Origin of the sequence: Pseudomonas sp. Irchel 3A5 (assembly GCF_900187575.1) — a bacterium.
GTDB classification, from domain to species: Bacteria; Pseudomonadota; Gammaproteobacteria; order Pseudomonadales; family Pseudomonadaceae; genus Aquipseudomonas; species Aquipseudomonas folii.
Map to the genome: position 1 here is coordinate 116,927 of NZ_FYDU01000002.1, position 15,129 is coordinate 132,055.

Here is a 15,129-nt window from a genome sequence, read left to right on the forward strand (position 1 = left end):
AGCGAGCGGCTGTGGGAGCAGAGCTTGCTCGCGATGAGGACACCGCGATCTAAAATGAACCGCGTCCAGCCTTATCGCGGGCAACCCCCCACGGGGACACGCTGATATTGACGTGGGACCGGCTTTAGCCGGGAAAGCTGCCTGTCAGATGCCATATATTCAGCGGCTGTCCCGGCCTCTTCCCGGCTAAAGCCGGTCCCACGTCGTCAATCAGCTTGCGGGCAGACGTAGAATTCCCACAAGGGATCTGCGTTACGAAGAAAACTGCGAGGCCAGTTCCCGCAGCAGCACTTCGGCCTCAAGCACCTTGCGCACCGACTCTTCCGCTTTTTCACGGCTGAGGCTCAAGCGAGCGAACAGTTCGTCGGGGATATCTTCCTTTGGACCCGAACCGATTCCGTTCTGGCGCAGCAAACGTACCGAGAGATACACCAGATTCGCGTAGGCGCTGTGCTCACCATCATAAGTTGGGTCGTGCTGGAAGCGCAGGGCTGTGCATAACTCATCCGGCATGTCCCAGTAGCGCATCAGCCAGGAACCCATTTGCTCACGGCTGATACCCAGCAAATGTTGCTCCACATAGCTGTGGTGCAAGTGCGGGTTAACCTCCAGCTGGCGGCAGATCAGCGAGAAATGCGGCGGGAACACGTGGGCCAGCAGCAGATAACCGAAATTGTGCAGCAGCCCCGCCAGGTAAGTCAGACCCGCTTCCGGGCGCTGGGCACGAGGCATCGCACGGGTCAGGCCTTCAATGACAGCGGCGGTATAAATCGACTGTTGCCAGTAAGGCGTGGTCTGTTGCGGGTGATCCTTGGGCAAGCTGAGGGTTTTGCCCAAAGCGAGGCCCAATGCCAGATTGATGACCAGATCAAACCCGAGCACGCGCACGATGGCGTCTTCAACCGAGCGAATCTTGCCAGTCGACGCGTAGTAAGGCGACGCCGCCCAGCTCACGACTTGTGCAGCCAGCGCCGGATCGGTCTCGACGACGCCGGTAATGTCATCAATGGTTGCATCGGGGTCGACCCTCAGCTTGATGATCTTCTGCGCAGTTTCGGCCAGTGGCGGGATTTCCAGGGTCGCTTCCAGACGCTGCTGGATGCGACGCGCCGTGAAGGCTTGCATGGCCTGGGTGATTTCTTCGCGATCATCATCAGGACGATCGAGATTGGGGTGAATAGTGCTCAGTAGCTCACCAAAATGAGCGGCGCTGGCCTTGTTCAACATGGTCTTGAAATCGTCGCTGCTGATTTCCAGCAGGATGCCGGGCTCGCCCGAACCTATCAGCACCGAAGGCTCTTGCAGCAAACGATCGTCATACAGACACGGCGAACTGGTCAGGGCAGGCAAGCCCGGCAGCACTTGCAGGCTGTGCTTGGCCAGCATCTTCAGCATGCGCGAGTGCGGCACGGCCACCAGCTTGCGACCGGTCAGCTCGGTGATGCGGCTGAGGTCCAGCAATTGGCTTTGCGGGAACAGGATCAGAAGTGCGCCGACGGCATCCTCGACCAGGACCGCCTGGACTCTTCGTGCTGCTGGCAGGTGCGGGGAATCATCAACCTCTCGGTAGCTGATCGCTAGTTTGCCAAGCAACTGCCGAATGACGGACGGGGCGTGAGGCGCTTCATCGACGTGGGCAACTTCTGTCATGACGGGTATCCAATTTCCTACAGTCGCTGAAGTATAACCAGCTTGGGTGTTTCCGGTGTGATGCGATCATCAAAGCGACGATTTGCATCACACCTGACCGTATTGCTGGCCGTGACGTAACCAGCGTTCGAGCAGCGGGCTGACATGTTGCGGCCAGCGCTCAATCAGGGCCTGAGCCGCGTCGCGCACGGCGGGCAACAGGTCTGCGTCGCGCATCAGGTCGGCGACTTTGAATTGCAGCAGGCCGGTTTGCCGGGTTCCAAGCATCTCGCCAGGGCCGCGCAACTCCAGATCTTTCTCGGCAATCACAAAGCCATCGTTGGTTTCACGCATGATGCCTAACCGCTGGCGGCCTATTTGAGAAAGCGGCGGATGGTAAAGCAGCACGCAATGGCTGACAGCACTGCCTCGCCCGACCCGGCCGCGCAACTGGTGCAGTTGAGCAAGCCCGAGTCGTTCCGGGTTCTCGATGATCATCAGGCTGGCATTGGGCACGTCCACGCCAACCTCGATCACAGTCGTCGCCACCAGCAATTGCAGCGCACCCTGCTTAAATTCGGCCATGACGGCTGCCTTTTCGGCCGGTTTCATGCGGCCGTGGATCAACCCGACGCGAAATTCACCCAATGCACTGGTCAGCTCTTCGAAGGAGGTTTCCGCCGCCTGACACGTCAGTTCTTCGGACTCCTCGATCAACGTGCAGACCCAATACGTCTGCCGACCTTCCGCACAGGCAGCACGCACACGCTCAATCACTTCGATGCGCCGGGTGTCGACCACCAGCACCGTGTTGACCGGGGTACGTCCGGGCGGCAGCTCATCAAGGATCGAGGTATCCAGATCCGCGTAGGCACTCATCGCCAGCGTGCGTGGAATCGGCGTGGCCGTCATGATCAACTGGTGCGGACACATCAGGCCGCCAACGCCCTTCTTGCGCAGGGCCAGACGTTGCTGCACGCCGAAACGGTGCTGCTCGTCGATAATCACCAAGGCGAGATTCTTGAAATGCACTTCGTCCTGAAACAGCGCGTGGGTGCCGACCACCATTGGCGCGCCGCCCGCGATCTGCTCAAGAGAGCTGGCCCGTGCTTTGCCCTTGAGCTTGCCCGCCAGCCAGGCGGTCTCAATGCCCAGCGGTTCCAGCCAGCGCTTGAAGTTGATGTAGTGCTGCTCGGCAAGAATCTCGGTCGGCGCCATCAACGCAACCTGATAACCAGCCTCCAGCGCCTGCAGCGCGGCCAGGGCAGCCACCACGGTTTTGCCCGCGCCCACGTCGCCCTGAATCAAACGCAGCATTGGCTCCGGCTGACTCAAATCGTAGGCCACTTCCTTGCCGACACGTTGCTGCGCCCCGGTGGGCGAGAAGCCGAGATTGGCGAGAAACTGTTTTGGCAACTTCTTCGCCAGCGGCAACGCCGGAGCCCGTTGCGAGCGCAGGCTCTCGCGCAAACGCTGTTGGGAAAGCTGATGGGTCAGTAGCTCTTCAAACGCCAAGCGATGCTGGGCCCAGTGATGGCCGAGGGCGAGTTCTTCGACATCGGCGTCTGCGGGCGGGTGATGCAGATAGCGGATCGCATCATCCAGTGGCGCGAGCTGATAATCCCGGGCAAGTTCTTCAGGCAGCCAGTCGGGCAGACTTTTTGGCCCAAGCATGGTCAGCGTTTGCTGGCTTAACTGGCGCAAACGTTGCTGGGTCAGGCCTTCGGTCGTCGGATAGATCGGCGTGAGCGTCTGCTCCACGGGCGCGGGTTCGCTGCCGGTCAGCGCACGGTATTCCGGGTGATAGATTTCCAGACCTGATGCGCCGGGCCTTGCTTCACCGAAACAGCGGATGTGGGTGCCGCGCTTGAGTGCGTCTTTCTGCGCGTTACTGAAGTGATAGAACCTCAGGCTGAGGCTTCCGGTGCCATCGTTCAGTCGCACCAGCAGGCTGCGTCGCTTGCCCATCACCACATCGGCGCCGCTGACGGTCCCTTCAATTACCGCGTCCTGACCGGGACGCAACTGACCGATTGGCACAACACGGGTCCGGTCCTGATAACGCAGCGGCAAGTGAAACAACACGTCCTGCAGATTTTCCAGACCGACCTTGGCGAGCTTCTCGGCCATGGCCTCGCCGACACCCTTCAGCGCGGTGACCGAGACTTGAGACAACTCGCTCATGGGCCCACTCAGCTCGCTTGGGTTTTCGGACGTGCCACAGAGCACAGACGCACGGAGTCCGCGAGGATCTCAATCGCCTTGGGCCGCGGGAAGCTGGCGCGCCAGGCAATTGCGACGGTACGGAACGGAACCGGTGGCGTCAGCGGACGCACTTCGATCACGCCAGGTGCATAATGATGGCTGTCCACCGCCGACATCGGCAGGATCGAAATCCCCAGGCCGGAAGCAACCATGTGGCGAATGGTTTCCAGGGAGCTGGATTCCACCGTGGTGTGCTTGGCACCTTCGCTGCCCTTGGTTAGGGTCGGGCAAGCCTCAAGCACCTGATCACGGAAGCAATGACCTTCGCCCAGCAGCAACAGGCTCTTGTCGTTGAGCGCCGAGGCGTCGATAGTTTCTTTCTGGGTCCACGGGTGATCAGCAGGCATCAGGACGTAGAACGGCTCGTCATAAAGCTGCATGGTCAGAACGTCGGCTTCGTTGAACGGCAAGGCAATGATGATCGCATCCAGCTCACCGTTACGCAGTTTGTCGCGCAGCACGTGAGTGAAGTTTTCTTCGATATACAACGGCATTTGCGGGGCGACCCGGTGCAGTTGCGGAATCAAATGCGGGAACAGGTAAGGGCCGACGGTGTAGATCGCACCGACTTTAAGCGGCGCGGTCAGCTGGTTTTTGCCAGCCTGGGCCAACTCACGGATGCCTTGGGCCTGTTCCAGAACCTTTTGTGCCTGAGCGACGATGCCTTCACCTACAGGCGTCAGACGCACAGCACTCTTGCTGCGCTCGAAAATAAGCACACCCAGTTCATCTTCAAGCTTTTTGACGCCCACCGACAATGTCGGCTGACTGACGTGACAGCGTTCAGCCGCGTGGCCGAAGTGCTGTTCCTGAGCGAGGGTAACGATGTAGCGCAATTCTGTGAGAGTCATAACGTGCGTCCATGAAGTTGCGGCCCCAGCATAGCGGCTGCAATCGATAGACGCACGTTATCAAGTAACTGCGTTGTATCAAAATTACGAGCTAACGCCGATCAAGTGAATAAACGAACGGAGCCAGGATCTCGATAGTGCCGTTGTTCAGCGTTTCCGCTGGCGGTTTAGGCAATGGCTGGGCACGACGGATCATCTCCATGGTGGCCCTGTCCAGCGACGGACTGCCTGAGCTGCCTGCAATCGAATACGACAACACGTTGCCATCGGCATCGACCACAAAGCGCAGGCGAGCGACCCCTTGCATGCCGCGACGGCGAGCGTCTTCCGGGTACTTCTTGAACTTGGCCAGATGCTTCAGCAAATCGCCCTGCCAGGTAGGCAGCGCGTTGCTCGGCGGCGCAGGCTGACTGGGCGGCGTTGGCGCAGCCGATTTCTCGACCTTGGCCGTCGTCGGCGGTGTATCGACCTGCTTCTCGTCAGCGGGCAAATCCTTCGGCGGCTCAGGCTTTTTCACCGGCTTTGGCGGCTGAGGCTTGGGTTTGGGCTTGACCACAGGCTTGGGCACAGCAATTTCTGCCTTTTCGACTTCAGCTACCTTGGGAATGATTTCTTCCTCGGGCGCTGGAGGCTGAGGCGGCTGAACCACTTGCGGTGGCGGCGGCGGGGCCGGTTCTGGCTCAGGTGCCAACTCCACCATCATGGCCGCCGGAGGCAGCTCGATGGCCTGGGATGCAGGCCACCGGAGCGCGACCACGATCGCAATGGCATGCACGGCCAGCACCAACAACAGACTACCGCTATAGCGCGTCAGTTTTTGGCGCGTACTGATCATTTCTTACCAACCGTCTCGAGACCGACCAGACCGACTTTGAGGTAGCCCGCACTGCGCAGGGCGTTCATCACCTCCATAAGGTCACCGTAATCCACGCCTTTATCAGCCTGGAAGAAAATCGTGGTGTCCTTCTTGCCCTTGGTTCGGGCGTCGAGGATCTGACCCAGTTGCTCAGGAGCGACTTTGTCGTCGCCCAGGTACAAGCTCTGATCAGCCTTGACGCTGAGGAACACCGGCTTCTCGGGTCGGGGCTGCGGCTTGGCGGTCGAGGCAGGCAGGTCGACTTTGATATCAACCGTCGCCAGAGGCGCTGCCACCATGAAGATGATCAGCAGTACCAACATGACGTCGATGAACGGCGTTACGTTGATTTCGTGGTTTTCGGCGAGATCGTCGTCGCCTTCTTTCAGATGCATGCCCAAGGTTTAGCCCACCTTGACCATGTGCGGCGACTGAGTACGGTCGGCGGTCGGCTGGTGATCGAGATCACGGCTGACCAGCAGGAGTACCTGTGCCGAAGCATCGGAAACCTGTGCCTTGTAACCGGCAATGGAGCGAGCGAAGACGTTGTAGATGACAACCGCAGGAATCGCTGCGACCAGACCCAGCGCGGTCGCCAGCAAAGCTTCAGCGATGCCCGGCGCAACCACAGCGAGGTTGGTGGTCTGGGTTTTGGCGATACCGATGAAGCTGTTCATGATGCCCCACACGGTCCCGAACAGACCTACGAACGGCGCAGTCGAACCGATGGTGGCCAGCACGCCGGTCCCCATGCTCATGTTACGCCCACAGGCAGCGACCAGACGCTCAAGACGGAAGCTCACGCGCTCTTTGATACCTTCACGTTCGCGGCTGTTGACCGACAACCGCATCTCTTCCATGGCGTCATGTACGAGCAGATTCGCCAGCGTACCTTCCTTGGCAGCGCTTTCGCTGGCTTCAGACAGGGTGCGAGCCTTTTTCAGGTTGGCGATTTCAGTGCGCAGACGACGTTTGGCACCCAGCAATTCGAAACCCTTGGCGATCCAGATAGTCCAGGTAATGATCGAAGCAATCGCCAGACCGATCATTACGGCTTTAACGATGATGTCCGCGTTCTGATACATGCCCCACGGCGACAGGTCATGGGACATGCCGAGGCTGTTATCCTCGGGCTCGACAATCGCAGGGCCTTCAACTGGCGCTGTGCTTTCCTGCGCAACCGGTGCAGTGGTTTGCGCCGACGGAGCATTGGTCGTCGCCGGAGCCGTAGCAGGAGCCGGTGATGTGGCTGGATTAGTGGGCGCAGCCTGACCAGCGAAAGCAGCAGGTGCAAGCATCAGGCTCAGCAGCAGAGCTGCGATACCACGCCATGCACGCGGCAGGCTGGGTAGCTGGGTTGGCGAAGCGGAGGAGGTAGTACGTGTCATGCTGGCCGGACCTGAGTAAAGAAGAAGGTGGGTCGCTCTGCTACGTCGCGCTGGAGCGTTCGACGTCAGGAGGAGAACAAACGGGCCGGTATTATTGCAAGTAATTCTTGTTAACAAAAGTAATAGAGTATCTTTTTTTCCATCATACGCATCTGGCTGGTCAGCTTTGGCCCATGTTTCAGGCCGTCTGGCCCGCATTGTTTGTAGGGAGTCCAACATGTCTACACCTTCTGTCCTGATCGCTGGCTGCGGCGATATCGGAAGTCGTCTGGCCACGCAGTTGCTGTCTCTGGGCTGGGTCGTGCATGGCCTGCGCCGCACCATTTCCTTGCTGCCCGAAGGCGTGAATGGCGTGGCTGGCGACCTGTTCGACCCGACGATTCCCGCCACCTGGCCCACTACAGCCATCGATTATCTGGTGTATTGCGCTACGCCTACCGAGCGCGATGAGACGGGCTACCGCGCCGCCTATGTTGAAGGTCAGCAGCGGGTGCTTCACTGGCTGAACGAGCGTGGTCAGCAACCCAAGCGGGTGATTTTTGTGTCCAGTAGTGGTGTTTATGGCCAGCAAAACGGAGAGTGGGTGGACGAAACATCACCAACCGAAGCCGACACCTTCTCGGGCAAGATCATGCTCGAGGCCGAGCAGGTCGCACTGAACAGCGGCTTCCCGGCCAGCATCGTGCGCTTGACCGGCATTTACGGCCCCGGCCGCAATGACCTGTCGAACCGGGTGCGCCAGGGTTACAGCGTGACAATCGACCCGCCGTTATATGGCAACCGGATACACGCCGACGACGCCGCGGGATTGCTCGCCTTGCTACTGAAGTCAGACGCTCAAGGTGTTGCGCTTGAGGATTGCTACATCGGGGTGGACGACGCGCCCGCACCCTTGGCAGAGGTCGTGCAATGGATACGCGAGTATCTGGGCGTGACGCATTGGGCCGAAGGCGCCGCCGTGCGCCGGGCGGGCAGTAAACGATGCAGTAATGCGAGGGCCAAAGCACTGGGCTGGGTGCCGAGGTATCCGACTTATAAGGAAGGGTATGAGGTGTTGCTGGGGTCTGATTGAGTAACCCCCCATGGAAGCAACCACGCTGTCGCCCAGCAAACTCGATCTCCTGTGGGAGCGGTGCTTGCCCGCGATAAGAACAACACGATTTATCCGTCAGATCGCGTCGCCCTTATCGCGGGCAAGCACCGCTCCCACATAAAAATCGCATCCACTCAATGACTTCTACGCTTGATAAAAGCTACCGAAGGCTGCGAAATCAGTATGCCTGACACACCATTGTTCGCAGCCTTCGGCAGCTCCTACAGAAAAACCGTGTAGCCGATCAATTCAACTCAAGCAACCAGCGACGCGGGCCTGGGCGTAGCTCTGGCATCTGGTCAGCTTCTGCGGCATTGACGGCCTGGAAAATCTCCAGCTGTTTGCCTTTGCGAGAGAAAATCCACGGATTGCCCTGCTCGTTTTTCTCCAGCCACATGCTGTCGTACTCGCCGCTCATGGCTGCGCAATCGCCGGCCAAACACAACGCGTAACGGTCATTGTCCGGCAAGCCCTGAATGCTGCCATCCGGTTTGAATTGCACGGTATTGCCCTGGCCGTCGCCGCTGACGATGGTCCATTTGCCGCCCATGTAGGCGCCGTACAACGCAGCTTCGAAGCTTGCACCGGTTGGCGCACCTTCCGCAGCAGGGGTTTTCGGGTGTTCGAAACGCTGCTCAGGCCCTGACTCGCTGGCCGCTTGAACCAGTTCGTCGCCCTTGACCTGCAGGTCTTCGACAAAGTTGTAGTAGTCGATGCGCAACTTGCCGTCAGCGGCGCTGGTGATTTTACCCTCACCGACTTCAAAGCCGTTGGAGTACAAGGCCTGGCTGGTTTTGGTATCGATCTGCCATTCCAGATTCGGGCCGTTGGCGAGCAGGGCCTGACGCAGGTTGTCGCCTTTTACGGCGGCTTCGATAGCCGCTTGATTGATCCACGTGCCATCAGGATTGCGGTCAGCGTGGCTGGCACAGCCGCTCAAAAAAACGGCCGTCAGCGAGAGGGCGAGCGCGAAGCGCATAGCAGGTCCTTCCTTAATCAGCTGCAGCGGGGCGCGAGCCCCGCAGGAGTGTTATTCGATGACGAGAATTGCGTCCATCTCGACCTGCGAACCACGCGGCAATGCGGCAACGCCGATGGCGGCGCGGGCCGGGTATGGCTGTTCGAAGTATTTGCCCATGATTTCGTTGACCGTGGCGAAGTTACCCAGATCGGTCAGGAAGATGTTCAGCTTGACGATGTCCTTGAACGAACCGCCCGCAGCTTCGGCAACCGACTTCAGATTTTCAAAGACCTGGACGACCTGGGCTTCGATGCCTTCAACCAGCTCCATGGTCTTAGGATCGAGTGGAATTTGCCCGGACATGTAGACGGTATTGCCAGCTTTGATCGCCTGAGAGTAAGGGCCGATGGCCGCAGGGGCTTTGTCGCTGGTGATTACGGTCTTGGTCATGAAGAACTCCTGTTGAATGATTGGCTACGCACGCATGCGGGTAATTCGAATGACCCCGGCCAAGGCGCGCAGTTTTCGGATGACGCGGGCCAGATGTACACGGTCATGCACGCTGACTACCAACTGGACGACGCTGATACGACCATCGCGCTCGTCCATGCTGATTTTCTCGATATTGCCGTCGGCCGCGTTGACGCTGCTGGCCAACAGGGCGATCAAACCGCGCTGATGCTCCAGCTCGACGCGCAATTCGACGTTGAACTCGCCGGTAACGTCCTTGGCCCAGGACAGCTGGATGCACTTTTCCGGGTTGTGCCGGATTTCACTGATATTGCGGCAGTTGTCCAGGTGTACGACCATGCCTTTGCCTGCCGAAAGATGACCCACAATCGGGTCGCCCGGGATCGGCGTGCAGCACTTGGCGTAACTGAGCACCAGCCCTTCAGTGCCGCGAATCGCCAGCGGGCCTTCGGTGCTGGGCAACTGATCGCCTTCGCCCAGCAGTCGACGAGCAACCACATAAGCCATGCGATTGCCCAGACCGATATCTTCGAGGAGGTCTTCAATGACCTCGACCCGGTATTCGGCAAGCACCGGCTGAACGCGCTCGGCGGAGATTTTCTCCAGACTGCTTTCGAAGCCGTTCAACACCTTGTTGAGCAGACGCTCGCCCAGGCTGATGGACTCGGAGCGACGCTGCAGCTTGAGCGCGTGACGAATGTGCGTACGCGCCTTGCCGGTGACGACAAAGTTCAGCCACGCGGGATTCGGACGCGCGCCCGGCGCGCTGACAATTTCGACGGTCGAGCCGCTCTGCAACGGCTCGGAAAGCGGCGCCAGACGACGATTGATCCGACACGCGATGCAGCTGTTGCCCACATCAGTGTGAACGGCATAAGCAAAGTCGACCGCCGTGGAGCCTTTAGGCAGCTCCATGATCCGGCCTTTGGGCGTGAAGACATAAACCTCGTCCGGGAACAGGTCGATCTTCACGCTCTCGATGAATTCCAGAGAGTTGCCAGCACGCTGCTGCATTTCCAGCACGCCTTTGACCCACTGGCGAGCACGGGCGTGGGTGCCCTTGGGCACTTCGTCATCCGAGGATTTGTACAGCCAGTGAGCAGCAATCCCGTTGTTGGCCATCTCTTCCATTTCCCGGGTGCGGATCTGGATTTCAATGGGCACGCCATGCATGCCGAACAACGTGGTGTGCAACGACTGATAGCCGTTGGCCTTGGGAATTGCGATGTAATCCTTGAAGCGACCCGGCAGTGGCTTGTACAAATTATGCACAGCGCCAAGCACGCGGTAGCAGGTGTCGACTTTGTCGACGATGATGCGGAACGCGTAGACATCCATGATTTCATTGAAGGCGCGACGCTTGCCGCGCATCTTCTTATAGATGCCGTACAGGTGTTTCTGCCGCCCACTGACCTCGCCTTCGATCTCATCGACCGCCAGGCAATGGCTCAGGGAGTCTTCGATCTTGTTGACCAGCTCTTTGCGATTGCCCCGGGCGCGCTTGACCGCCTGGCCAATCCGCGAGGATCGCATCGGGTACATGGCCTTGAAGCCGAGGTCTTCGAATTCGATACGAATGCTGTGCATACCCAGCCGATTGGCGATGGGTGCATAGATTTCCAGGGTTTCCTTGGCAATGCGTCGGCGCTTTTCACCCGACAACACTTCAAGCGTGCGCATGTTGTGCAGGCGGTCAGCGAGCTTTACCAGGATCACGCGGATATCGCGCGCCATGGCCATGGCCATTTTCTGGAAATTTTCAGCCTGGGCTTCTGCTTTGGTCTCGAAATTCATCTGGGTCAGTTTGCTGACCCCGTCGACCAATTCAGCCACGGTCTCGCCAAACTGTGCGCACAGCGCTTCTTTGGCAATACCGGTGTCTTCAATAACGTCATGCAGCATGGCAGCCATCAGGCTTTGATGGTCCATGTGCATATCGGCAAGGATGTTCGCCACCGCAAGAGGATGCGTGACATAAGCTTCGCCGCTGCGACGGCGCTGGCCGTCGTGGGCTTGCTCGGCGTAGAAATACGCGCGGCGGACCAGGTTTACCTGTTCCTTGCCGAGATAGGTCGAAATGCGATCGGCGAGGGCGTCTATGCTCGGCAAGGCGCTACCCCCTACCAATGACTTTTACCCTGCGCCGTACTACGTCGACACGGCATAGGCTTAGACGGCCTCGTTGGACTCGTCTTCGAACGCCGCGAACAATGGTTCATCTTCAACGATTTCAGCTTCTGCGATTACAGCGTAATCCATCAGGCCAGCCGCGATTTCACGCAGCGCCATAACGGTAGGCTTGTCATTTTCCCACGCCAGCTTTGGTTCTTTGCCGCCGGTAGCCAGTTGACGGGCACGCTTTGTAGAGAGCATGACCAGCTCAAAGCGGTTATCCACGTGTTCTAGGCAGTCTTCAACGGTTACGCGGGCCATGGGTATTCCTCGTAGCAAATGCGGATGCGCGATGCCCGGATGGGCGAGCGGACTCGGTAGTTTACAAGCTGCAAGCCATAAGCTTCAAGCGCCAAGCCACGAGCGGTCTTATTTAGCCCACGCGCAAGACACTCAAAGCCCTGTTTTCAGGCCAGCAATTGTTCAAGCAGACCGCTGAAACGCTGCTGCTGATGGGTCTGAGTCAAGAGATTGGCCCGGAAAATCGCTTTCAGATCTTCCAGCGCGGAGGCGAAATCATCGTTGATCACGATGTAGTCGTATTCGGCGTAATGGCTCATTTCGCTGACCGCTTCACGCATCCGGCCCTCAATGATCTCGTCGCTGTCCGTACCACGATTGGTCAGGCGCTGACGCAATGCCTGCTGGGTCGGCGGCAAAATGAAGATCGAGCGCGCATCAGGCATGACCTTGCGTACCTGCTCGGCACCCTGCCAGTCGATTTCCAGAATCAGGTCATGACCGTCGTCCAGGGTCTGCTGCAAGTGGCTCTGGGAAGTGCCGTACATATTGCCGAAGACTTCCGCCTGCTCAAGGAAATCACCGTGCTCGATCATGCGCACAAATTCAGCGCGATCAACAAAGTGATAGTTCACGCCATCGACTTCGCCCGGACGCATGGCCCGGGTGGTGTGCGAAACGGAAACCCGAATCTGTGGCTGCGCGTTAACCAGGGCGTTGACCAGACTGGTCTTGCCTGCACCAGAGGGTGCGGAAACGATGTACAGGGTGCCGGTGCTGTGTGTCATGTCGGAATTAGCCTTACTCAATATTCTGGACTTGTTCGCGCATCTGCTCGATCAACACTTTGAGGTTGACCGCAGCCTGGGTGCTACGCGGATCGAAAGCTTTGGAGCCGAGGGTATTGGCCTCGCGGTTGAGTTCCTGCATCAGGAAATCCAGACGACGTCCGGCCTGACCGCCTGCCTTGAGCACGCGACGCACTTCCGTGACGTGGGTATTGAGACGATCCAGCTCTTCGGCCACATCGCTTTTCTGGGCCAGCAACACCATTTCCTGCTCCAGACGCTGCGGATCAAGCTCGGCCTTCATGTCGGCGAAGCGATCCAGCACCTTCTGACGCTGGGTCGCCAGCATCTGCGGCACCAGACTTTTAAGGGTCGAAACCTCGGTGGTGATGGAATCCAGACGTTCATTGAGCAGTTTGGCCAGATCGGCGCCTTCACGGCCGCGACCGTTTTTCAACTCGGCCAAGGCTTCATTGAACAGCGTCAGGGCTTCTTTATTGAGGGCTTGCGGATCAATGGCATCACCGACCAGAACACCGGGCCAGGCCAGTACTTCCAGGGGATTCAAGGCAGCAGGCTGCTTGATCAGGCTGGCCACGATTTCCGCAGCAGCAACCAACTGACCGGCGCGTTCGCGATCAACCTGCAGCGGCTTGCCAGCGGTTTCTTCAACGAAACGCAGCGTACATTCCACCTTGCCGCGGGACAGGCCCTGGCGTAGCGCTTCACGGATGGCACTTTCCAGGTCGCGAAAGGACTCCGGCAAACGCAGATGAGGCTCAAGATAGCGATGATTCACCGAGCGTAGCTCCCAGCTCAGTGTGCCCTGAGTGCTGGCCCGTTCGACCCGGGCAAAAGCCGTCATGCTGTGGACCATGGGAATACCTCTGTAATCCGGTGAACAGAATATGCCGCCATCCGCGATAACTGGATGTCACGAAAAACCGGCAGTCTGTAAAGGCGCAGGATTGTAGCGCAGTGCGACCCATGCTCCCAATCCACTAATGCGACATGCGATGCATGGCATTTGCTCAACCGGGCAAATGCCCGAATCACAGCCTTGCCAGCCCAACGGTTTGGCATCCGATGGTTTTAGATGTGCCCAGCGCCGACTTGCACCTCTATAATGCTCGGCAGTTTTCCGTCTCAGTACAGGTATCCAGATGAAACGTCCAAGTGGTCGCGCCGCCGATCAGCTCCGCTCGATCCGCATCACCCGCAACTACACCAAGCACGCTGAAGGTTCTGTGCTGGTTGAGTTTGGTGACACCAAAGTGATCTGCACGGTCAGCGTCGAGAATGGCGTACCTCGCTTCCTCAAAGGCCAGGGCCAGGGCTGGTTGACCGCAGAATACGGCATGCTGCCACGCGCAACCGGCGAGCGTAACCAGCGTGAAGCCAGCCGTGGCAAACAAGGCGGCCGCACCCTGGAAATCCAGCGCCTGATCGGTCGTTCACTGCGCGCCGCACTGGACATGTCCAAGCTGGGCGACGTCACGCTGTATGTCGATTGCGATGTCATCCAGGCTGATGGCGGCACCCGCACAGCGTCTATTACTGGCGCCATGGTCGCTCTGGTTGATGCGCTGAAAGTTATCAAGAAACGTGGTGGCCTCAAAGGCGGCGACCCGCTCAAGCAAATGATTGCGGCCGTTTCGGTTGGCATGTATCAGGGCGAGCCGGTTCTCGATCTGGACTATCTTGAAGATTCCGCAGCCGAAACTGACCTCAACGTGGTGATGACCAGCTCGGGCGGCTTTATTGAGGTTCAGGGCACTGCCGAAGGCGCTCCGTTCCAGCCTGAAGAGCTCAACGCCATGCTGGCATTGGCGCAAAAAGGCATGACCGAACTGTTCGAACTGCAGACCGCCGCACTGGCCGACTGATCAAAGCAGCCAGCAGGAGACGAATATGAGTGACAGCCAAATGCCCGTTCCAGCCCCAAGCTCGGAAGCTCGCCAATGGGCGATGTTCTGTCACTTCGCTGCGTTCCTCGGCATGATCTTCCCGTTCGGCAACCTGCTGGGCCCGCTGATTCTGTGGCAACTCAAGAAGGACTCCGATCCGTTCATTGATACTCACGGCAAGGAAGCACTGAATTTCCAGATCACGGTTTCGCTAGCCATGGTCGCGTGCTTCTTTCTGATGCTGCTCGTGATCGGCTTCGTGCTGATAGGGCTCGTCGGCGTCGGCGCACTGGTGCTGACGATCATTGCCGGCATCAAGGCGAATGAAGGCGTGGCGTATCGGTATCCGTTTACATGGCGGTTGATCAAATAGGATTTATATCTGTAGGAGTGCCCCCGCACCGCGAAGGCTCAGGCTTGCCGCGTTCAAAGGTAGGAGGCAACTTGTTGGCGAGAGGGTTTGACGCGGTTCTCCAGACACGCCGCCCTCGCGAACAAGTTCGCTCCT

At 58.7% G+C, this 15,129-nt stretch carries 15 protein-coding genes; 3 read left to right on the top strand and 12 right to left on the bottom strand.

What is annotated here, in order from left to right; genetic code table 11:
• Positions 1–252: 252 nt before the first annotated feature.
• The 6 genes from CKW31_RS03125 to exbB form a co-directional block, all read right to left on the bottom strand.
• Positions 253–1,650 carry an aminoacyl-tRNA deacylase and HDOD domain-containing protein gene (locus CKW31_RS03125; protein WP_095092995.1) on the bottom strand — a complete coding sequence of 466 codons (1,398 nt, stop codon included), beginning with the start codon at positions 1,648–1,650 and terminating at the stop codon, positions 253–255.
• Between the two features lie 87 nt (positions 1,651–1,737).
• On the bottom strand, positions 1,738–3,813 hold the full coding sequence (gene recG, locus CKW31_RS03130) for an ATP-dependent DNA helicase RecG (protein WP_095092996.1): 2,076 nt from the start codon (positions 3,811–3,813) through the stop codon (positions 1,738–1,740).
• An 8-nt stretch (positions 3,814–3,821) separates the two neighbouring features.
• Positions 3,822–4,745: a hydrogen peroxide-inducible genes activator gene (locus CKW31_RS03135; protein WP_027900033.1), complete on the bottom strand. Its 924-nt coding sequence runs from the start codon at positions 4,743–4,745 to the stop codon at positions 3,822–3,824.
• A 91-nt stretch (positions 4,746–4,836) separates the two neighbouring features.
• On the bottom strand, positions 4,837–5,580 hold the full coding sequence (locus tag CKW31_RS03140) for an energy transducer TonB (RefSeq protein ID WP_027900034.1): 744 nt from the start codon (positions 5,578–5,580) through the stop codon (positions 4,837–4,839).
• Positions 5,577–6,002 (bottom strand): TonB system transport protein ExbD, encoded by a 426-nt coding sequence (gene exbD / locus CKW31_RS03145; RefSeq protein WP_027900035.1) that lies wholly within the window; start codon positions 6,000–6,002, stop codon positions 5,577–5,579. The genes CKW31_RS03140 and exbD overlap by 4 nt, the downstream gene beginning before the upstream one ends.
• A 3-nt stretch (positions 6,003–6,005) precedes the next feature.
• Positions 6,006–6,989, bottom strand: a complete 984-nt coding sequence (gene exbB, locus CKW31_RS03150) for a tonB-system energizer ExbB (RefSeq protein ID WP_095092997.1) — start codon at positions 6,987–6,989, stop codon at positions 6,006–6,008.
• A gap of 217 nt (positions 6,990–7,206) precedes the next feature.
• On the opposite strand from exbB, the gene CKW31_RS03155 reads away from it, so the two are divergent.
• Positions 7,207–8,061 carry an NAD-dependent epimerase/dehydratase family protein gene (locus CKW31_RS03155; RefSeq protein ID WP_095092998.1) on the top strand — a complete coding sequence of 285 codons (855 nt, stop codon included), beginning with the start codon at positions 7,207–7,209 and terminating at the stop codon, positions 8,059–8,061.
• Positions 8,062–8,326: 265 nt separating this feature from the next.
• Here the strand turns inward: CKW31_RS03155 and CKW31_RS03160 are convergent, their stop codons facing one another.
• From CKW31_RS03160 to CKW31_RS03185, 6 genes are all read right to left on the bottom strand, one after another.
• Positions 8,327–9,061: a hypothetical protein gene (locus tag CKW31_RS03160; protein WP_095092999.1), complete on the bottom strand. Its 735-nt coding sequence runs from the start codon at positions 9,059–9,061 to the stop codon at positions 8,327–8,329.
• Between the two features lie 51 nt (positions 9,062–9,112).
• Positions 9,113–9,493 carry a RidA family protein gene (locus tag CKW31_RS03165; protein ID WP_087271644.1) on the bottom strand — a complete coding sequence of 127 codons (381 nt, stop codon included), beginning with the start codon at positions 9,491–9,493 and terminating at the stop codon, positions 9,113–9,115.
• 24 nt (positions 9,494–9,517) lie between these two features.
• A complete protein-coding gene (gene spoT / locus CKW31_RS03170) occupies positions 9,518–11,623 on the bottom strand; it encodes a bifunctional GTP diphosphokinase/guanosine-3',5'-bis pyrophosphate 3'-pyrophosphohydrolase (protein ID WP_095093000.1) in 2,106 nt (701 codons plus the stop codon).
• Positions 11,624–11,683: 60 nt separating this feature from the next.
• Complete coding sequence (gene rpoZ / locus CKW31_RS03175; RefSeq protein WP_002551500.1) at positions 11,684–11,947, bottom strand: DNA-directed RNA polymerase subunit omega; 264 nt, start codon at positions 11,945–11,947, stop codon at positions 11,684–11,686.
• A gap of 146 nt (positions 11,948–12,093) precedes the next feature.
• Positions 12,094–12,714 carry a guanylate kinase gene (gene gmk / locus CKW31_RS03180; RefSeq protein ID WP_095093001.1) on the bottom strand — a complete coding sequence of 207 codons (621 nt, stop codon included), beginning with the start codon at positions 12,712–12,714 and terminating at the stop codon, positions 12,094–12,096.
• A 13-nt stretch (positions 12,715–12,727) separates the two neighbouring features.
• Complete coding sequence (locus tag CKW31_RS03185; RefSeq protein WP_095093002.1) at positions 12,728–13,591, bottom strand: YicC/YloC family endoribonuclease; 864 nt, start codon at positions 13,589–13,591, stop codon at positions 12,728–12,730.
• Positions 13,592–13,877: 286 nt separating this feature from the next.
• On the opposite strand from CKW31_RS03185, the gene rph reads away from it, so the two are divergent.
• On the top strand, positions 13,878–14,600 hold the full coding sequence (gene rph, locus CKW31_RS03190; RefSeq protein WP_027900043.1) for a ribonuclease PH: 723 nt from the start codon (positions 13,878–13,880) through the stop codon (positions 14,598–14,600).
• Positions 14,601–14,625: 25 nt separating this feature from the next.
• The gene (locus CKW31_RS03195) at positions 14,626–14,994 is read left to right on the top strand and encodes a DUF4870 domain-containing protein (RefSeq protein ID WP_095093003.1); all 369 of its coding nucleotides are present in this window, start codon (positions 14,626–14,628) and stop codon (positions 14,992–14,994) included.
• The last annotated feature ends 135 nt before the right edge of the window (positions 14,995–15,129 follow it).